The sequence below is a fragment of the Kitasatospora sp. NPDC059722 genome, from assembly GCF_042733235.1.
Classification (GTDB): Bacteria; Actinomycetota; Actinomycetes; order Streptomycetales; family Streptomycetaceae; genus Kitasatospora.
Genome location: NZ_JBHWGD010000002.1, coordinates 167,610 through 185,831, shown reverse-complemented (window position 1 = coordinate 185,831; position 18,222 = coordinate 167,610). Strand labels below are relative to the sequence as shown.

At 75.6% G+C, this 18,222-nt stretch carries 18 protein-coding genes and 1 pseudogene; 6 read left to right on the top strand and 13 right to left on the bottom strand.

Annotated elements, in window-relative coordinates; genetic code table 11:
• Positions 1–154 precede the first annotated feature (154 nt).
• Complete coding sequence (locus ACFV4F_RS02090) at positions 155–2,242, top strand: primosomal protein N' (RefSeq protein ID WP_380500126.1); 2,088 nt, start codon at positions 155–157, stop codon at positions 2,240–2,242.
• 351 nt (positions 2,243–2,593) lie between these two features.
• Here the strand turns inward: ACFV4F_RS02090 and ACFV4F_RS02085 are convergent.
• A pseudogene (locus tag ACFV4F_RS02085) lies at positions 2,594–3,064 on the bottom strand (hypothetical protein); the annotation flags it as partial.
• 345 nt (positions 3,065–3,409) lie between these two features.
• On the opposite strand from ACFV4F_RS02085, the gene def reads away from it, so the two are divergent.
• The 3 genes from def to ACFV4F_RS02070 all read left to right on the top strand — a co-directional run bounded on the left by def (position 3,410) and on the right by ACFV4F_RS02070 (position 6,492).
• On the top strand, positions 3,410–3,955 hold the full coding sequence (gene def / locus ACFV4F_RS02080; RefSeq protein WP_380500124.1) for a peptide deformylase: 546 nt from the start codon (positions 3,410–3,412) through the stop codon (positions 3,953–3,955).
• 42 nt (positions 3,956–3,997) lie between these two features.
• Entirely contained in the window at positions 3,998–4,936 is a 939-nt protein-coding gene (gene fmt, locus ACFV4F_RS02075) for a methionyl-tRNA formyltransferase (RefSeq protein ID WP_380500123.1), read from the top strand.
• Between the two features lie 122 nt (positions 4,937–5,058).
• Positions 5,059–6,492, top strand: coding sequence for an RsmB/NOP family class I SAM-dependent RNA methyltransferase (locus ACFV4F_RS02070; RefSeq protein ID WP_380444654.1), 1,434 nt, complete (start codon positions 5,059–5,061; stop codon positions 6,490–6,492).
• Positions 6,493–6,624: 132 nt separating this feature from the next.
• Here the strand turns inward: ACFV4F_RS02070 and ACFV4F_RS02065 are convergent, their stop codons facing one another.
• The 11 genes from ACFV4F_RS02065 to ACFV4F_RS02015 all read right to left on the bottom strand — a co-directional run bounded on the left by ACFV4F_RS02065 (position 6,625) and on the right by ACFV4F_RS02015 (position 15,524).
• Complete coding sequence (locus ACFV4F_RS02065) at positions 6,625–7,110, bottom strand: hypothetical protein (RefSeq protein ID WP_380493052.1); 486 nt, start codon at positions 7,108–7,110, stop codon at positions 6,625–6,627.
• 98 nt (positions 7,111–7,208) lie between these two features.
• On the bottom strand, positions 7,209–7,529 hold the full coding sequence (locus ACFV4F_RS02060; protein ID WP_380500122.1) for a sulfurtransferase TusA family protein: 321 nt from the start codon (positions 7,527–7,529) through the stop codon (positions 7,209–7,211).
• A 78-nt stretch (positions 7,530–7,607) separates the two neighbouring features.
• Positions 7,608–8,306, bottom strand: coding sequence for a class I SAM-dependent methyltransferase (locus ACFV4F_RS02055; RefSeq protein ID WP_380444648.1), 699 nt, complete (start codon positions 8,304–8,306; stop codon positions 7,608–7,610).
• A gap of 231 nt (positions 8,307–8,537) precedes the next feature.
• Positions 8,538–10,781, bottom strand: coding sequence for a hypothetical protein (locus ACFV4F_RS02050; RefSeq protein WP_380500121.1), 2,244 nt, complete (start codon positions 10,779–10,781; stop codon positions 8,538–8,540).
• A gap of 83 nt (positions 10,782–10,864) precedes the next feature.
• Positions 10,865–11,380 carry a MarR family winged helix-turn-helix transcriptional regulator gene (locus ACFV4F_RS02045; RefSeq protein WP_380500120.1) on the bottom strand — a complete coding sequence of 172 codons (516 nt, stop codon included), beginning with the start codon at positions 11,378–11,380 and terminating at the stop codon, positions 10,865–10,867.
• 71 nt (positions 11,381–11,451) lie between these two features.
• A complete protein-coding gene (locus ACFV4F_RS02040; protein ID WP_380500119.1) occupies positions 11,452–11,808 on the bottom strand; it encodes a DUF6204 family protein in 357 nt (118 codons plus the stop codon).
• A 76-nt stretch (positions 11,809–11,884) separates the two neighbouring features.
• Positions 11,885–12,505, bottom strand: a complete 621-nt coding sequence (locus ACFV4F_RS02035; protein ID WP_380444642.1) for a hypothetical protein — start codon at positions 12,503–12,505, stop codon at positions 11,885–11,887.
• Positions 12,506–12,670: 165 nt separating this feature from the next.
• Positions 12,671–13,354 (bottom strand): alpha/beta hydrolase, encoded by a 684-nt coding sequence (locus ACFV4F_RS02030; protein WP_380500118.1) that lies wholly within the window; start codon positions 13,352–13,354, stop codon positions 12,671–12,673.
• 103 nt (positions 13,355–13,457) lie between these two features.
• Complete coding sequence (locus tag ACFV4F_RS02025) at positions 13,458–13,826, bottom strand: hypothetical protein (protein WP_380500117.1); 369 nt, start codon at positions 13,824–13,826, stop codon at positions 13,458–13,460.
• Between the two features lie 150 nt (positions 13,827–13,976).
• Entirely contained in the window at positions 13,977–14,870 is an 894-nt protein-coding gene (locus tag ACFV4F_RS02020) for an aminoglycoside phosphotransferase family protein (RefSeq protein WP_380500116.1), read from the bottom strand.
• Positions 14,871–14,966: 96 nt separating this feature from the next.
• Entirely contained in the window at positions 14,967–15,524 is a 558-nt protein-coding gene (locus ACFV4F_RS02015) for a TetR/AcrR family transcriptional regulator (RefSeq protein WP_380500115.1), read from the bottom strand.
• Between the two features lie 132 nt (positions 15,525–15,656).
• Here ACFV4F_RS02015 and ACFV4F_RS02010 point away from each other — a divergent pair, with 132 nt between their 5' ends.
• Positions 15,657–16,253 (top strand): DUF2867 domain-containing protein, encoded by a 597-nt coding sequence (locus tag ACFV4F_RS02010; protein WP_380444634.1) that lies wholly within the window; start codon positions 15,657–15,659, stop codon positions 16,251–16,253.
• Between the two features lie 60 nt (positions 16,254–16,313).
• On the opposite strand, the gene ACFV4F_RS02005 is transcribed toward ACFV4F_RS02010, so the two are convergent.
• The gene (locus ACFV4F_RS02005; RefSeq protein WP_380500114.1) at positions 16,314–17,084 is read right to left on the bottom strand and encodes a hypothetical protein; all 771 of its coding nucleotides are present in this window, start codon (positions 17,082–17,084) and stop codon (positions 16,314–16,316) included.
• Between the two features lie 263 nt (positions 17,085–17,347).
• Here ACFV4F_RS02005 and ACFV4F_RS02000 point away from each other — a divergent pair, with 263 nt between their 5' ends.
• On the top strand, positions 17,348–18,157 hold the full coding sequence (locus ACFV4F_RS02000) for an alpha/beta fold hydrolase (RefSeq protein ID WP_380444632.1): 810 nt from the start codon (positions 17,348–17,350) through the stop codon (positions 18,155–18,157).
• Positions 18,158–18,222 lie beyond the last annotated feature (65 nt).

Genomic DNA, 18,222 nt, shown 5'->3' with positions numbered 1-18,222 from the left:
CCCCGGCGCCCCGCCCGCCCCCGCTCGGCGCGCTCCGCCCGCGCACGCCGCGGGCGCCCCGCCCGGCAGCCGCGCCCGCCCCCCCCCGCCCCGGCGGGCCCCCCCCCCCGCTTCTGCGCGTCCTGTCGGTGTGACCTGGTAGTACTTGGGAGCGATGAGCAGCACAACAGGGGAGAACGGGGGCGCCGAGCCGGAGCAGCTGGCGTTCATCCGGGAGACGGTCCGCAAGGCCAAGCCGCGGACGTGGCGCGGCGCGAAGCGGGCCGAGCACCTGCCGGTGGCCCGGGTCGTGGTCGACAAGGGCGTGCTGACCATCGACAAGTTCTTCGACTACGAGGTCCCGGCCGCGATGGCCGAGGAGGCCCTTCCCGGCGTCCGGGTGCGGGTCCGGTTCGGCGCGCGCGTCGTCAAGGGGCAGCGCGAGGGCGGGGAGCTGCACGACGGGTTCATCGTGGCGCGGCTGGAGAAGAGCGACTTCCCCGGCCCGCTCGCGCCGCTCGCCCAGGTGCTCTCGCCCGAGCCCGTCCTCACCCCGCAGCTCCTGCGCCTGTGCCGGACCGTCGCCGACCGGTACGCGGGCACGCTGGCGGACGTCCTCCAGCTGGCGATCCCGCCCCGGCACGCCAAGGCCGAGGCGGAGGACTCCCCGCCGCCGCGCCCGCGCCCGGCGGCGCCCGCCCCCGGTGGCTGGCAGCGCTACCCGGCCGGGCCCGACTTCCTCGCCGCGCTGGCCGGCGGCGGCGCGCCGCGGGCCGTCTGGTCGGCGCTGCCCGGGCCCGGCTGGCCGTACGAGATCGCCCGGGCCGTCGCGGCGACGCTGGCGGGCGGGCGCGGCGCGCTGGTCGTCCTGCCGGACGGCCGCTCGGTGGCGCGGGTGGACCGGGCGCTCACCGAGCTGCTCGGCGAGGGCATGCACGTCGCCCTGGAGGCGGAGGCCGGTCCGCGCGAGCGCTACCGGCGCTGGCTCGCGGTGAGCCGCGGCTCGGTGCACGCCGTCATCGGCACCCGCGCCACGATGTTCGCGCCGGTGCGCGACCTCGGGCTGGTCGTGGTCTGGTCGGACGGCGACAGCAGCCACAGCGACCCGCGCGCCCCGCACCCGCACGTCCGCGAGGTCGCGCTGCTGCGGGCCGCCGAGGAGGGCGCGGCCGTGCTGCTCGGCGGGCACGCCGTGACGGTCGAGGGCGCGCAGCTGGTCAGCACCGGGTGGGCGCGGCCGCTGGTCGCCGACCGGGAGACCGTCCGGCAGGTCGCGCCGCGCGTGCGGACCGTCACCGACCAGGACCAGCACCGGGACGCCGCCGCGCAGGCCGCCCGGCTGCCGTCGGTGGCCTGGGAGGCCGCGCGCGAGGCGCTCGCGGCCGGGCACCCGGTGCTCATCCAGGTGCCCCGGCGCGGCTACGTGCCCCGGCTCGCCTGCGGACGCTGCCGGACGCCCGCGCGCTGCCGGCGGTGCGAGGGGCCGCTGGAGGCGCCGTCGGCGGACGCCGCGCTGTGCTGCGCGTGGTGCGGAGAGCCGGAGAACGACTGGCACTGCACCGAGTGCGGCTCCTTCCGGCTGCGGGCCCAGGTGGTCGGCGCGCGGCGGACGGCCGAGGAACTCGGGAAGGCGTTCCCGCGCATCCCGGTGCGGACCTCCGGGCGGGACGCGGTGCTCGCCACCGTGCCCGACGAGGCCTCGCTGGTGATCTCCACGCCCGGCGCCGAACCGGTGGTCGAGGGCGGCACCGGCTACGGCGCCGCGCTCCTGCTGGACGGCTGGGCGCTGCTGAGCCGCCCCGACCTGCGGGCCGGCGAGGAGACGCTGCGGCTGTGGCTGGCGGCCGCCGCGCTCGTCCGGCCGTCGACGGAGGGCGGGACGGTCGTCGTCGTCGCCGAGCCGTCCGCGCGGCCGGTGCAGGCCCTGGTGCGGTGGGACCCGCTCGGGCACGCCGGGCTGGAGCGGGACGAGCGGGCTCAGCTGCACTTCCCGCCGGTCTCCCGGATGGCCTCGGTCGCGGGGAGCCCGGCGGCGGTCGCCGACCTGCTCGGACTGATCCGGCTGCCGGAGGGCGCGGACGTCCTCGGGCCGGTGCCCGTGCCGGCGCTGCGCGGCGAGGAGCAGGAGCGCGCGCTGCTGCGCGTGCCGCCCGGGCAGGGGGCGGCGCTGGCGGCGGCACTGAAGGCGGCGCAGATCGCGCGGATCGCGCTGCGGACACCGGAGGCGGTGCGGGTGCGGGTGGATCCGCTGGACATCGGGTGACGGGCGGGTAGCGGTGGTGCTCCGTTCGGGCGCCGGGTGGTGGTGGCGGTTCGCTGCTCGGGCGCCGGGTGGTGGCGGCGGTTCCCTGCTCGGGCGCCGGGGGCGGCCCGGCTCCGTCTCGTGCGGGGGCGGGGTGAGTGGGCCACCCCGCCCCGGGGGCCCTCGGGAGGGGAGGGGTCAGCCGCGCAGGGGGATGCCGGTGCGGTCGATCGGGGAGCGCTCGGCGGGGGAACGGTCGGGGACGCCGCGATCGATCGACGTCCGGTCCATGGGCGTCCGGTCGATGGCGCTGCGGTCCACGGTGGGGCGGTCCGTGCCGGCGCGCTCCAGTGCACTGCGGTCCAGGCCGCCCTGGCGGGCCGCCGGGACGGTCGCGGCCAGGCCGCTGCGCTCGGCGGGTGCGGGCAGCTCCTCGGAGCGGTCCGGGCGGCTCGGGCCCGGGACGGCGCCGCTCGCGGCCAGCAGTTCGCTGGTCGGCCGGCGCATCCCGTACCGCCGGTGCACCGCCTGCTTGGTGACGCCGAGGGCCGACCCGACCGAGTCCCAGGAGAAGCCCAGTGCCCGGTCGAACTCGACCGCCGCCGCCACCAGCGTCTCCACGCTCTCCCGCAGCTCCTGTGCCAGGCGCACGGTCGGCGCGGGCGCCCGGCCATACACCACGAACCCGGCCGAGGTGCTGGGGCGGCGCGGGCGGTAGACGTTGCCCAGCTGGGCGGTGAGGGTCCGCAGCGCGTCGACCTGGCGCCTCACCCGCTCGATGTCCCGCACCAGCAGGTGCAGGCTCGCCCGCGCCCGGGCGTCGTGGTTGATCTGCTCGGCCATGGCCTACGTGCCACCTTCCGTACGGTCAGCTCGGCCGGAGCGCCGTGTCCCGTGCGCCCCGGCCCCGGTCAATCTCACTTGACCAACGCCGAAGCGGGGGCCGGGGTAACGCCGCCGAGCGGACTCGGGATATGCCAGTCACGGGTGTGGGTGGCACGGGACGGGCCCGGCGGGCGGTGCGGGAGCGCCTGATGAGGTGCGTGAGGCCTGCGGGGTGCGTGGGGCGGGACGGCGGAGGACGGGGGACGGGTGGCCGGCCGGGCCGCACGGAGGGGTTGCATAGACTTGCCGGTGAACCAGCCGTTGTCCCAGCCCCGCGCCCCTACGGACAGGAGCCCGCGCCCCGTGGCGATCCAGCCGATCCGTCTCTTCGGAGACCCCGTCCTGCGCGCCACCGCCCAGCCGGTGACCACCTTCGACAAGGAGCTGCGCAAGCTCGTCGGGGACCTCACCGACACCATGCTCGACGCCCCCGGGGCCGGCCTCGCCGCGCCCCAACTCGGCGTCTCCCTGCGGGTGTTCACCTACCACGTGGACGGCGTCACCGGGCACCTGATCAACCCGGACCTGTCGCTGAGCGAGGACGAGCAGGACGGCCCCGAGGGCTGCCTCTCCCTGCCGGGCCTGCGCTGCGACACCAAGCGCGCGTACGGCGTCGTCGCCAAGGGCTTCAACATGTACGGCGACCCGGTCACCCTGGAGGGCACCCAGCTGCTCGCCCGCTGCATCCAGCACGAGACCGACCACCTCGACGGGATCATCTTCATCGACCGGCTCGACACCGAGCAGCGCAAGGCCGCGCTCAGGGCGATCCGGGAGGCGGAGTGGGGCACCGGGCCGGCGCCGGTCGTCAAGGTCTCCCCGCACAGCACCTTCGGCGCGGCGCGCTGAGCTCCCCACTGGCCTGAATCCCCGTTTTCAGAAAGGCACTTGATGCGTCTCGTCTTCGCCGGCACCCCCGAGGTCGCCGTTCCCGCCCTGGACGCCCTGCTCGCCTCCGACCGGCACGAGGTCGTCGCGGTGGTCACCCGCCCCGACGCCCCCGCCGGGCGCGGCCGCAAGCTGGTCGCCAGCCCCGTCGCCCAGCGCGCCGAGGAGGCCGGGATCGAGGTCCTCAAGCCGGCGAAGCCCAGTGACCCGGACTTCGTCGCCCGGCTCACCGAACTCGCCCCCGACTGCTGCCCGGTGGTCGCCTACGGCGCCCTGCTGCGCCCCGGCACCCTGGAGATCCCCAAGCACGGGTGGGTCAACCTGCACTTCTCGCTGCTGCCCGCGTGGCGCGGCGCCGCCCCGGTCCAGCACGCGGTGCTCGCCGGCGACGAGGTCACCGGCGCGTCCACCTTCCTGATCGAGCAGGGCCTGGACTCCGGCCCGGTCTTCGGCGTGATCACCGAGGAGGTCCGCCCGGCCGACACCAGCGGCGAGCTCCTGACCCGGCTGTCGCTGTTCGGCGCGCGCCTGCTCGCCGCCACCATGGACGGCATCGCGGACGGCTCCCTGCACGCCGTGCCGCAGCCGGCCGAGGGCGTCACGCTCGCCCCGAAGATCTCCGTCGAGGACGCCCGCATCGACTGGACCCACCCCGCCCTGCGCATCGACCGCGTCGTGCGCGGCTGCGCCCCGGCGCCCGGCGCCTGGACGGAGTTCCGCGGCGAGCGCCTCAAGGTGACCGGACCGGTCAAGCTGCTGCCCGGGGAGACCGGGCTCGCGCCGGGCGAGGTCGCCATGGTGGGCAAGAACAGCGTCCGGGTCGGCACCGGCAGCCACGACATCGAGCTCGGCGAGGTCCGTCCGCAGGGCAAGAAGGAGATGCGGGCCGCGGACTGGGCGCGCGGGGCGCGCCTGGAGGCCGGGGAGCGCTTCGGGGGCTGAGAGGCCGGGGTACCCGGTTTGGCGTTACTGTTCGACTGTTCGTCCGACAACCACCGCAGCTGACAACGACCGCAGCTGACAACCACCGCAGCTGATAACCACCGCAGCACTTTGAGGCACCTGTGAGCACCCCCAGCGCCAACCGCGCCCCCCGTCCGCACCGCCGGCCCAAGAAGGACCCGGCGCGGATCGTCGCCTTCCGCGCCCTGCGCGCCGTCGACGAGCGCGACGCCTACGCCAACCTGATCCTGCCGTCGCTGCTCCGCGAGGCCGAGCAGAAGGGCATGGAGCGGCGCGACGCCGCCCTCGCCACCGAGCTCGTCTACGGCACCCTGCGCCTCCAGGGCACCTACGACGCGATCATCGCCGCCTGCATCGACCGGCCGCTGAGCAAGGTCGACCCGCCGGTGCTCGACGTGCTCTCGCTCGGCGCCCACCAGCTGCTCGCCACCCGCATCCCGAGCCACGCGGCCGTCTCGGCCACCGTCGAGCTCGCGCGCGTCGTGCTCGGCGACGGCAAGGCGAAGTTCGTCAACGCCGTCCTGCGCCGGATCAGCGCCCGCGACCTCGATGCCTGGATCGAGCAGGTCGCCCCGCCGTACGACCAGGACGCCGAGGACCACCTCGCCGTCGTCCACTCGCACCCGCGCTGGGTCGTCTCCGCGCTCTGGGACTCCCTCGGCCGCTGGCAGCCGGACGCCTCCGGGCGCGCCGCGATCGAGGACCTGCTGCGCGCCGACAACGAGCGGCCCGAGGTCACGCTCGTCGCCCGGCCCGGACGGGTCGCCGTCGGCGAACTCGCCGACGCCCTGCCGGAGGCCGAGCCCGGCCGCTGGTCCCCGTTCGCGCTGCGGCTCGCCGAGGGCGGCGACCCGGGCTCGCTGGACGCCGTCCGGGAGAACCGGGCCGGTGTGCAGGACGAGGGCAGCCAGCTGGTCGCCCTCGCCCTCGCCGCCGCTCCGCTGGACGGCCCCGACCGGCTGTGGCTCGACGGCTGCGCCGGCCCCGGCGGCAAGGCCGCACTGCTCGGCGCCCTCGCCGCCGAGCGCGGCGCGGCCCTCGTCGCCAGCGAGAAGCAGCCGCACCGGGCCCGGCTGGTGGCGCGGGCGCTGGAGGGCAACCCCGGCCCGTACACCGTGATCGCGGCGGACGGGACGCGGCCGGCCTGGCGCTCCGGCGGCTTCGACCGCGTCCTCGTGGACGTGCCCTGCTCCGGGCTCGGCGCGCTGCGCCGCCGGCCGGAGGCGCGGTGGCGGCGGCGCCCCGCGGACGTCGCCGCGTTCGGGCCGCTCCAGCGGGACCTGCTGCGCTCCGCCATCGAGGCCACCCGGGTGGGCGGCGTCGTCGGGTACGCGACGTGCTCGCCGCACCTCGCCGAGACGCGGGCCGTCGTCGACGACGTGCTGCGCGCGGAGGGCGGCCGCGTCGAGTGGATCGACGCCCGGCCGCTGCTGCCCGGCGTGCCCGCGCTCGGGGACGGCCCGGACGTGCAGCTCTGGCCGCACCTGCACGGGACGGACGCGATGTACCTGGCGCTGCTGCGGCGGACGGCCTGACCCTGTCTCTTCCGCGCTCTCCCGCGCTCTCCCGCGCTCTCCCGCGCGAGCCTCCGGCGCCGCACGACCGCTTCGGCGGGCGTGCGGCGCTCGCGTTTTCCCGGCCGGTGGGCCCTGTTCGCGGCCGTCGGCTCAGGGTGTCCGGCGGGTGTGGTGCGGCGGGAGCGGCTGCGGCTGCGGGAGGCTCGTGAGGAGGGCGTGCGCCTGGGCCCGGAGGCGGTCGATCGGCGGGTCCTCGCAGATCACCTCCAGCCCGAGGGCGGTCGAGTGGCCCCGGTGGTAGTACGACTGGTAGGCGAGGTACGGGCGGTGGTCGTCCGCCGGGTCGAGCCCGACCGTGAAGGTCGCGAACAGGGTGTGCCCGTCCCCGGGCCTGGTGTCCTCGGTGCGCGAGAGGTGCCACTCGAACTCGTACGGCTCGGGCTCGGCCGGAAGGTCCAGCAGTGCCTGGGCGAGGCGGCGGACGTCGTCGGGGCCGTCGAAGGGGATCGTTTCCGAGTGGACGGGCGCGGCGGCGAACAGCTCCCACGCCGACCCGTTGCGGATGACGCTCAGGTGCCAGTCGCCCTGAGGATCGTGCCACTGGCAGTCGAGGATCGGGCCCGGATTCGCGTCCAAGGTGGTCAACCTCCCTATGGCGCTTGGTCGTTCGATTTCCCCATGGTGGCACACCGGCCGGGTCGGCGGCATGGCGGGCGGGCCGCGACCGTCGGTCGTCAGCCAGTCGTCCCGCTGTCGGCGGGCGCGGGGTGCCAGGGGCGGTCGGGGCGCGTGGGGAGGGCGGCGGCGGTGAGGCGGATGGCGTACACCTCGCGGTCGGTGGCCGGGTGCGGGACCGGGCCGACGTACTCGTGACCGGTGAGGTGGCACCAGGCCGGGAGGTCGAGCGGGGCCGCCGGGTCCGTGGTGTGGATGTGGACCACCGTGCCGGCCGGGTGGCCCGAGATCCGGCCGCGCAGGCGCAGCAGCAGCTGTACGCAGAGCAGGCCGGTGCCGTCGATGCTCAGGTCGGGGGCGGGGTGCTGGGCGGTGGTCATCGGGCGGTCTCCGGGGGGTTGGGGGCTTGGGATGGCTGCCTTGGCGGGGTGGTCAGACGGGGTGGTCAGGTGGGGAGGTCAGGTGGGGGTGTTCGGTGTGGCGACCCTGTGCTGGGTGACGCGCCAGAGGCGGCGGGGCAGGTCCCCCTCGTCGAACGGGTGCACCTCGGCGAGGTGCCAGCCCTTGGCGAGGGCGTCGACGAGGGCGCGCGGGAAGTAGTGCACGGCGAAGCCGCCGTGTTCCCAGATGTCGTCGCCGTGGCCGGTGCCCGCGCCGTAGTGGGCGTCGCCGGTGTGGCGGACGGTGTAGACGAACGTCCCGCCCGGGCGCAGCACGCGGCGGACCTCCGCGACGAGCGCGTGGATCTCCTCGGTGGACAGCGCCATGCAGAGCAGCATGTGGGCGAACACGGCGTCGACGGAGGCGTCGGGGAACGGCAGCGGGCGGCGGACGTCGTGGACGGCGGTGGTGACGCGGTCGGCGAGCTGCCGTGCGGCGGCCGTGGCCCGGAGCTGCTCCAGGCCGGTCGGGCTGAAGTCGGCGGCGAGGACGGTGAAGCCCTCGCGGGCGAAGAACAGCGCGTCCCGTCCGTGGCCCGCGCCGAGCTCCAGCACCTCCTGCGCCCCGGCGGCGGCGAAGACACGGGCGGCGTGCCGCGCGGGGTCGGACGGCTGCTCGCCGTACATGCCCGGGTGGGTGCCGTACGTCCGCTGCCAGTGCTCGCGTTGGGCGGCGGCGAGGTCGAGCGCCTCGCCGTCGTCGCTGCCGTGCGTCATGGGGCGCCCCTCGCGCTGGTCCGGGTCGGTGGTGCGTGTCCAGCCTAGGTCGTCGCGCGGGGAGGGCCGGGGGGTGGGGTGTGCGGCGAGGAGTGGGGGAACGACGATGCCGGGGTGCTGTGGTGGGCACCCCGGCATCGGTGAGGTCGAGAGCGAGGAAAGCGGACGGGCTAGGGTCAGGGAAGTGAGAAGGAAGCCCGTCCATGGCCTCGCCGGGGATCACCGTAGCAGTCAGGCGGGGATCAGGTCGCGCAGGTTTTCCGGGGTGATGACGACCGAGTCCGGGTGCAGGCCCTCGGGGCGTTCCAGGCCGATGTAGGTGACCGGGCCGGGCGGGGGCGTCGCGCCGGAAGCGGTGTTCCACAGGGTCGTGGTGGGGGCGCCCATGAGGTCGGCGAGGTAGCGGACGGTGAGGTGGTCGCGCTCGACGATGCCGCGCAGCAGGGTCGCGACGGAGACCCGGTTGCCCTCGACCCGGTTGGCGTCCGGGTCGCCCTGGAGGTACAGGTGCAGCCACTTGGCGTGCCAGCGGCCGTCCGGGGTGCGCAGGAAGGCGAGGGGGAGGGCGACCTTGCCGGGACCGCGCAGGTCGGACTTCATGCGGACGGTGCGCGGTTCGAAGGGGAGGCCCTGCTGCTCGGCCTCGCGCAGCATGTAGCCGAAGAACGACTCCTCGACCTGCTCGAAGCCCTCGCCGGAGTAGACGTTCACCTGCGGCACGACGTAGCTGCCGCGGACCGCGCCCAGGCGCAGGTTGATGAACTCGGAGGCGCCGTCGGGGGCGTCCGTGATGTCGCCGGAGTGCTCGCCCTCGATCTCGCGGAGCTGGGTGTAGGAGAGCCAGGTGATCGTCTGGTAGGCGTCGTCCAGGAGCAGCGCGGAGAGGTCGAAGTCGGTGGTGCGGCTGGTCTGCTTCCAGTAGACGAAGAAGCGCAGGAGCTCGCCGTCGACGGGGGAGAGGGAGCCGCGCGGGAGCACGCCGAGGCCGGAGGCGGTCGCCTTGCCGCTGAGGGGCAGGGCGACGTCGAGGACGGCTGGGTCGATCAGCAGGTGGCCGGGGGTGGGCAGGCGGCGGCGCAGCTCGGCGTCGAGGACGTCGATCAGGTGCTTGCGCACGGCGGCGGGCAGGGGCGGGCGGGTGTCGCCGGTGACCCACGCCCGGCCCAGGCGGTTGGCGAAGACGCGGCGGGTGGGGGGTGTGGGGTCGGTGCTCCCGCGGGGGGCGTCGGGGGTGTGGGTGTGGTCGGCGCGGTCGTCGTCGGTGCGGTTGTGGAGGTGCTCGCGGACGGAGAGCAGGACGCGGCCGGCGGTGTTCGGGGCGGCCCGTTCGGCGGCGGACACGACGGTGTCGAGCTCGTCCTGGGTGCGGCACGCGCACAGCAGCCGGTCCAGGGCGCGGAACAGCTTGCCGGGGGCGGACGCGAGCACTCGCACGGCCCCCGTCACGTCGTCGGCGCTGAGGAGCTCCTCGACGCGGCTCTCGAAGGAGCGGGCCTCCTGCTCGCCGCGGGCGACGGCGAACGCGTCGGCGGCGTGCGGGAGTCGCGGGTACTCGTGGGGATGGAGGCGTTCGCCGAGGCGCTTGAACTGCTCGCGGTGGGCGGTGATGTCGGCCAGCTTGGCCGGGTTCCCGGCGATGACCGCGTCGAGGCCCGTGAGCAGGGTGCGGCGGACGCGCCGGGAGAACGAGCGGAAGCGGGTGGGCTCGGCGAGCGTCACGTCGCCGTCGGACAGCGCGCAGGCGAGGCGCAGCACGTCGGTGGCCGTGTCGACGAGGAGCTCCGCGCCGGCGTCGAGGCGGGCGAGGTTGACGACGGCGCGGTTCTCGCGGACCGGGATCGCCTCGGGCTGGGGGCCGTTGACGCAGTGTGCGGCGAGCGTGCGCAGGTCGGCCAGGGCCTCCTCACCGAGCGGGGTGGTGCTGCCGGCCAGGGCCAGGTAGAGGGCGGTGACCTCGTCGGCCAGGGGGTTGCCCGGGTGCAGGACGGTGAGGCGGTCGCCCGCGGCGGCGATCAGCTCGTCGTGGGCGGCGAGCAACTCGGCGTAGGTGTGGCGGTAGTTGCCGTAGGTGGGGAGGGTCAGGAGGTCGACCACGCCGGTCCGCAGCTGGGCGATCGTGTTCTCGCGGGTGGCGTCGTCGGCGAGCGCCTCGGCTATGCACCGCGTCCAGAAGTCGAAGGTGTCCGGGACGTTGGCGGGGAAGTCGATGAAGTAGGCGTTGTGCGTGACGTGGTCGCCGACCATCGCACGGACGGTGTCCAGCGTGCGGGCGGCCGTGTCGACGACGGCGGCCGCGGGCAGCTCGGACAGGTGCTCCAGCAGGCCCGCCGACAGCTTGAAGCCCACGGACATCAGCGCGGCGTCGAACTGCCGTGCCGCGTCGGCCCCTTGGCCCCCGGCGGGGACGGGGGTGCCGGCGGGGACGGGGATCCGGTGCGTGTGCCGGACCACGAGGGGTTCGAGGTGCTGCGCCATTCGGGCATGATCCCAGAGCCGCGTCGGGCGGTGCACTCGGGTTTCCGCGTGGGCGTGGTTCCTCTGTTGGTTCCGTGCGGGCGCTACCGGAGGGAGCCCGTGAGGGGGTCGAGGAGGGTGGCGAGGGTGGTGAGGTCGCCGGCGGGCCACTGGGCGAAGACGTCGGCGGCGACCTGGCGGGCGGTGGTCCGCATCTCGGCGAGGCGTTCGCGACCGGTCGGGGTGAGCGCGGCGTAGGCGACGCGGGCGTCGCGCGGGGCGGGCTCGCGGGTGACCAGGCCGATGCGTTCGAGCGGGGCGAGGCCGCGGGTGACGCCGGAGGCGGTCAGGCCGAGGGCCTCGGCGAGGTCGACGCGGCGCATGCGGCCGCCGGGGGCCTCGCCGAGGCGCAGGAGCATCGTGAAGTCGGAGAGGCTCACGCCGTGCAGGCCGCTGAGGCTCGCGTCGAAGCGCTTGACCAGCGTGGCCTGCGCGCGGACCAGGCGCAGGGCCGTGTCCAGGGGGTCGGGCGTCGGGGTGCCGGCGTTCGGTGCGGCGGGCTGCTGGGCGTCGGCGTTCGGCGTGTCGGACTGCGCCGTGTCGGGCTGCGGGGTTGTCATTGCCACCTCCTTGAGCGCTCAAGTATATACCGGTGCTGAGCGGTCAAGGAGATGGCGGAGGGGGAGGGGGGCTAGTTGGTGGTGGTGGCGGCGCGGCGCCGGCGCTTGCCGAGGGGGGCCTGGGAGAGGTCCTCGGCCTGGGCGCGGAGGTTCTTGAAGCCGTAGCCGCGCTCGCTGAGCCAGGCCTCGGCGGCCTGCTCGGCGCGCTCGGTCGCGGCGAGGATGTCCGCTTCCTCCTCGCCGGAGTCCAGGAACCGGAAGGTGAAGGCCGCCCGTGCGGTGAGGTCGTAGGCGAGGTGGCCCTCGCGGGTGAAGGCCGCGTGCAGGACGTCGTGCCGGGCGGCGTCGGCGAGGAGCTCCGCGCGCTGTTCGGGGCTCAGGCCGTCGAAGACGCCGCGCACCATGATGCGGAAGGTTCGAGTGGTCATCCTCCGACGATAGGCAGGACGGGCGGTCGGCGGCCACAGGATTCCGGTGGCCGCCGCCCGTGGCGCACCGGGCCGGTCACGGGGTCGGCAGCTCGGTGTGGTGGACGTGGTAGCCGCCCTCGACGACCGGGTTGAACGGGGCCGGGGCCATGCACGTGCCGGTTATGCCGGGTCGGGGGCGGCCCTCGGAATCCAGGTCCGTGTTGACCACGCCCCAGGAGAAGCCGAGGCGGTCCTTGCCCTTGCCGTGGCTGTCGAAGACGCTCAGGCCGATCCGCTCGCCGACGGGCCGGACGTCGGACCTGGTGACGATCGCCGTCAGGGTGGCGACGGGGCCGCCGGTGACCAGGCAGTCCACCGCTGCCTCGGCGTGGCCGACCTGGCCGGTGGCGGCGACCCGGTGGGAGATCGTGACGGTGCCCCGGGCGTCGGTGGGCAGCCCGTGCGCCAGCGCGGGGACGTCGGGGAACGGGCGGCTGAACGGGACGGCCCGGGCGTCGACGGTGAACCGGATCTCGTCGTCGGGCGCGTAGTCGAACACGATGCGGCCGGATCCGCTGACGCTCGCCGGGCGGGCGTGCGGGGCCGCGTCGGCGCCCTGGGCGGGGACCGCGGCGGTCACGGTGGTGACGGCGAGTGCCGCGGCGGCTGCGGCGATCGCGGTGCGGACGCGGGGGCGGAGGCGGGTGCGGGACATGGCGGGCTCCTCTCCTGCGGCGGCCCCGGCGGCCGCCGCTTCGATGTCCCCAAGCCTGGCCGCCGCACCCCCTCCGGGACATGTGCCGATCGGCACATCCTCGGCCCGAATATCCGTCATCATCCCTGCCGGTCGGCAGGGTTGGAGTAGGCGGCCGGCAGCCCCTCAGGCCCGCGAGGGCAGCGGGGTGCAGACCCTGCCGGTGGCGATCGCGGCCGGCTCGGCGCCGAGCGCCGCCAGAGTGAAGTCCGTGGTCAGCGCGCCGACGTCGGCGGCCTGCCGGACGAGGTAGTGGCTGCCGCCCGGGACCTCGTAGCGGGCGAGGTCCGGCACCACCTCGCGGGCCCGCAGGGCGTACTCCAGGGACCCGGCCGCACTCGCCTCGCTGTGGTCGCGGGTGCCGTGGACGATCAGCACGCGCCGCCCGGCGAGCTGGGCGACGCCGTCCCCGCTGGGCAGCCAGGGCGCGATGCCGGCCACGCCGGTGACGTTCGGGTGCCCGGCGCACCAGAACGCGGCGCGCCCGCCCAGCGAGTTGCCGATCAGGACCACCGGGACCGGCCCGTGCCGGCGTTCGAGCTCGTCGAGCGCCCAGCGGGTGTCCACGGCGGTGTCGGCGTCCGCGCCGTTCCAGCCGCTGTGGCGGTAGCGCAGCAGGTGCACGGCGACGCCGTGGGCGCGTCCGCGCTCGGCGAGTCCGGCCGCCAGGTCGCGCAGGCCGAGTTCGGCGATCCGCAGCGGACCGCCGTGCCCGCGGACGAACCCGCCCGGCAGCAGCAGCGCGACCCCGCGCACCGGGTCTCCGGGCGCGTCCCCGGCGCCGCCTGCGGAAGCCGCGGACTCGTTCACGGACCCGGTGAAGCCCTCGCCCTGCCATGACGTCAACTGTGCGGAACGAAGCCCCCGCTGCATACGGAACACGCGCATCCCTCCTGGTGCCTGTCGGCGGATTCTACGGTTCCGCGGCGGGGTCGTGGTGGGTGAGCAGCGACCACAGCACCCAGCCGGTGACCCGCGTGCGCACGACCATGACCTGGGCCCAGCGGGCGCCGAGCGGCGACGTCCAGGTGTCCACGACCTCGACGCGGTCCCCGTGGTGGGCGAGGCCCAGCACGGTGTCGCCGCCGGAGTGGTCGAGCCGTACGTTCGCGGCGTTCGCGGAGACCTCCCACCACCCGCTCCCGACCTCGGGCGGGTGCGGGCCGCCGGTCACGGCGGCGGGGACGAGCAGGATCGTCAGGGAGAGGACGGCCGCCGTGGCCCGGCCGATCAGGGCCACGGGAGCCCCGGCGCGGCGGCGCGTGCGGGCGGAGGGGAGCACGTGAAGAAGCAGGGGGGCATGTACAGCAGAACGAGCAGACCCTTCGCGTGCACACTGATCCGGCGCGACGCCCACCCGGTCGGCGGAACGGCCGGGGTGTGGCGTCCGGCCATGCGGCGGACAAGCCGCTTGCGTCGTACCGCAGTTGGGTCAGCCGGTCGCGAGGACGCGGCGGAGGGCGGCGCGCCCGGCCGGGCCCCACGTCGCCTTGCCGCCGGGGAGGCCGCGTTCGCCGGCGCGGCCGATGTCGACGAGGGAGAGGCCGCGCAGGAGCGCCCAGCCGCGGGCCCGGCGGAGCGTCGCCGGGTCGGTGTCGGGGTAACCGCGGAGGAAGTCGGGGAGGGCGCCGTCGGGCAGGAGGAGCCAGGCGGCGGAGAGGTCGGTGGCCGGGTCGCCCGCGCACAGGTCGCCGAAGTCGATCACCCCGGCGAGCGTGCCGTCGGCGGTGACCGCGTTGGCCGGGTGGAGGTCGCCGTGCAGCCACACTGCCGGGCCGGCCCAGGCCGGGGCCGCGAGGGCGTCCTCCCAGGCGGCCCGGACCTCGGCGGTGGCCAGGCCGGTCGGGGCAATGGCGCGGAAGCGCTCCTCGAACTCCCCTTCCACCACGGCGAGATCGACTCCCCGCAGCGGGTTGGCCGGGGCGTCGGCGGGCGCCGGCCGGTGCAGCGCCCGGAGGAACGCGGCCAGCCGTGCGGCGGCGCCGGCCGGGCGGTCGATCGGGGCGCGGTCGAGCGGTTCGCCGGGGACCCATTCGACGACCGTCCACGGGTGCGGGAAGCGTTCGGAGGGTTCCCCGGCCCGCACCGGGCGGGGCACCGGCAGCGGCAGCCGGTCGGTCAGCGCGGGCAGCCACCGCCACTCCTTGCGCAGCAGTGCGGGAGCGTCCGGGGTGCGCGGCATCCGTACGGCCAACTGCTCCCCGAGGCGCCACACTTGGTTGCTCCAGCCGCCCGGGACGCGCTGCAGCGGCAGGCCGGCGAGGTCCGGGTGCTGGGCGCGGAGGAGGGCGCGCACCAGCGGCTCCTCGATGGGGTGACCGTCCACGGGTCGTCCTCGCTTCGCTGTCGGGCGGGGGTGCGGTGATCGTCCAGTATGGCGCCGGGTGCCCGGGGCGTGGCGGCGAGGTGGTAGGGCCGTCGCTCAGCTCAGGAGCCACGCGCGGGTCAGGGCGGAGACCTCTTCACGGCTGCGCGGGCCCTCGTCGGCGGCGATGAAGTGCCGGCCGATGCGGAGGGAGAGGGTGATGAAGCAGCGCATCTCGACCTCGGCCTCGTCCGGGCAGAACTCCCGGTAGAGCGTGCGCATGTAGGCCATGCGCCGGTTGTCGATGCGGCGGAGGCGTTCGGCGACGGCGTCGTCGCGGCGGGCCCAGTCGCGGACGGCGAGTTCGGTGGAGATGTCGGTCAGCGGGTCGCCGGGGGCGGAGGCGATCGCGTGGAGGCGGGTGAGCTTGGCGCGGGCGTCGCCGCCGTCGCGCTCGATCCCGTCGATCACGTCACCGGCGACGGCGTGCTCCCAGGTGTCGAGCATCTCGGTGAGGAGGCCGTCCCGGTTGCGGAAGTAGCCGTAGAACCCGCCCTTGGTGACGCCCAGCGACTGGGCGAGGACCTCGACGCGCACGGCGTCGGGTCCGCCCGCGGCGAGCGCCCTGAGGCCCTCGGCGATCCACGCCTCGCGCGGTGTGCGGGGGTTGGCCACGGGTGTCTCCGATCACGCGACGTCTCGCGACCCCGGTCTATACGTTGCCGTATAAACGGGTCTAGCCTGCTTGTATACGGCATCGTATAGACAGGGCGTCCGCACCGGGCGCCCGGACGAAGGGGCGGACGCATGAGACTCCCCAACACGGCGCACACCTCGCGCCCGTGGCGGATCCACGAGATCGCCGGGGACTTCCGGGTCGAGGACGTGTGGGCGCTGCCCACGCCGGGCGGGCCCGATGACCTCCCGTACCTGGTGGGTCAGTTCACCGAGGGGGAGGAGCCCGGGAAGGCCGGCTCCTCGCGGGTGTACCGCGCGCTCTTCGCGATCCGGTGGCAGCTCGGGCGCCTGCTGCACCTGGACGACGCCGAAGGTGGCGTGGGCGGCCGGGTGCGGTCGCTCCGCGACCGGCTGCCCGAGGACCTGCTCGCGGCGCCGCGCGGGCCGGACTCGGACTCGCTGCCGTTCCGGTCCGTCTACCTGCTGCACGACGAGTGGGCGGCCGAACTGGCGAACCGGACGGTGCACGCCGTGCTGCACCTCGGCTGGGTCCCGGACGGCGCGGGCGGGTACCGCGGGCAGATGGCCGTGCTGGTGAAGCCCAACGGCCGGCTCGGTGCCGCGTACATGCTGGGCATCAAGCCGTTCCGGTACATCGGGGTGTACCCGGCGCTCGTGCGGTCGATCGGGCGCAGGTGGGAGGAGACGGCGGGGCAGCGGCGGTAGCGGGCGTGCTGCGCAGGACGTCGGGCCGGCCGACTTCCCGCGCAGCACGCGGCACGGGCGCTACTTGGCGGCGGCCTGCACCTTGTCGAGCTGCTTCTTGACCAGCGCCTGCTCCGGCAGGCCCGGGTCGGCGAGCGCGGAGTCGGAGACCAGGGTCAGCACGTCCCCGGTGTGCGTGACGACGTAGCCGCGCGCCTCGCAGAGCGTCTTGGCGCAGTCGTCGGCGGTGAACGTGGCGTTGAGGGCGAGCGTCGCCTCGCCGGCCGCCGGGGCGGTGGCCTTGGCGAAGGTGACCTTCACCGGGGCCCCGCCCGCGCCGGTCGCGGTGAAGGACGCGCACCCGGCGAGCGCGCCGTCGGCGGCGGTCAGCGCCTTCGCGGCCTGGCCGGCGCCGAGCTGGGTGAGCTGGACGAAGGTGAACTCGCGGCCGTTGGTCGCGTAGTACACGCCGGTGGCGGACGGCGACGGGGTGGCCGCGCTGCCGTCGTCGACGAGGTCGAGCAGGGGCTGGCAGGCGGGCTTCCCGGCGGTGAGCCGGTGGTCGGGCCGGGTCGGGCCGAGGGACGAGCGCTGTGCGTCGGCCTTGAGGTCGGCGGTGGTGAGCAGGGCCTTGACGAGCTGGTCCTGCGTCAGGGCCTTGCCGGCGGCCGGGGCCTTGGTGCCGGTGGCGGCCGCGGTCGACGCGGCGGTGGTCGACGCGGCGGAGGCGGACGCGGCCGCCGTGGTTGCGGTGGTGCCGCCGGGCTTGTCGTCGTTGGGCCCGCAGGCGGCGGTGAGCAGGGCGAGCGGGACGAGGACGCCGGCGGCGACGGATATGCGCAGAGAACGCATGGCAGGTATTCCCCCGAATACGCGTGTGCAGGGAGTGGTCAGTCGGCCGACTGACAGTCGATCAAGGTAGCGCATGGCGCGGACGGTGACGGCGGCGGCGCCGGAAGTTCCCCGGACCGTCGGTCGTCACCCAGCGCGACGACCGCGGCCGCCCGCCGGTCGTCACGCCGGGTGACGGCAGCGGTCCCGGAACGCTGATCTGACCCCGCAGGCCGGTTGTGTCAGGCTGGTGGGGGAGCACCGCCGAAACCGGGAGGCTCGTGATGGCCGAGATCAGGGTCAACGGGGTCTCGCTGCACTACGAGGCCCGTGGCGAGGGGCCGGGCGTCGTCCTGGTGCACGGCTCCTGGAGCGACGGCGACACCTGGGCGCACGTCGTGCCCGGGCTGGTCGGGTCGACCACCGTCGTCACCTACGACCGCCGGGGCCACAGCCGCAGCGAGGACCTGCTCACCCAGGGCTCGGTGCACGAGGACGCGGCCGACCTGGCCGGCCTGATCCAGGGCCTCGGCCTCGCCCCGGCGTTCGTCGGCGGGGACTCCTACGGCGCGCTGGTCACCCTGCGGCTGGCCGCCGCCCGCCCCGACCTCCTGCGGGGCATCGCCGTCCACGAGCCGCCCGGCACCGGCATCCTGCTCGCCGACCCGGACCTGCGCCCGATCGGGACGGCCTTCGCGGACCGGATCGCCGCCGTCCGCGAGCTGCTGGAGCAGGCCGAGTCGGCCGCGGCGGCCGAACTGTACGTCGACACCCTCGCCTTCGGCCCCGGCGCGTGGTCGCAGCTGCCGGCCCCCGTGCGGCACACCTACATCCGCAACGCGCCCACCTACCTGGACGAACTGCGCGACCCGGACGCCCTGGACCTCGACCTCACCGGCCTCGCCCGCTACGGCGACCCGGCGCTGCTCACGCAGAGCGACGACAGCGCGCCGATGTTCGGCGAGGTGCTGGACCTGATCGACCTCACCCTGTCGAAGGCGGAGCGCCACCTGTACGAGGGCGCCGGTCACGCTCCGCACCTGTCGCAGCCGGAGGAGTGGGTGCGGGTGGTGCTCCCGCGGGCGCTGCTGTGACACACCTGTTGCGGGGGACGGGGGACGGGGGACGGGGGACGGGGGACGGGGGACGGGACACGGGA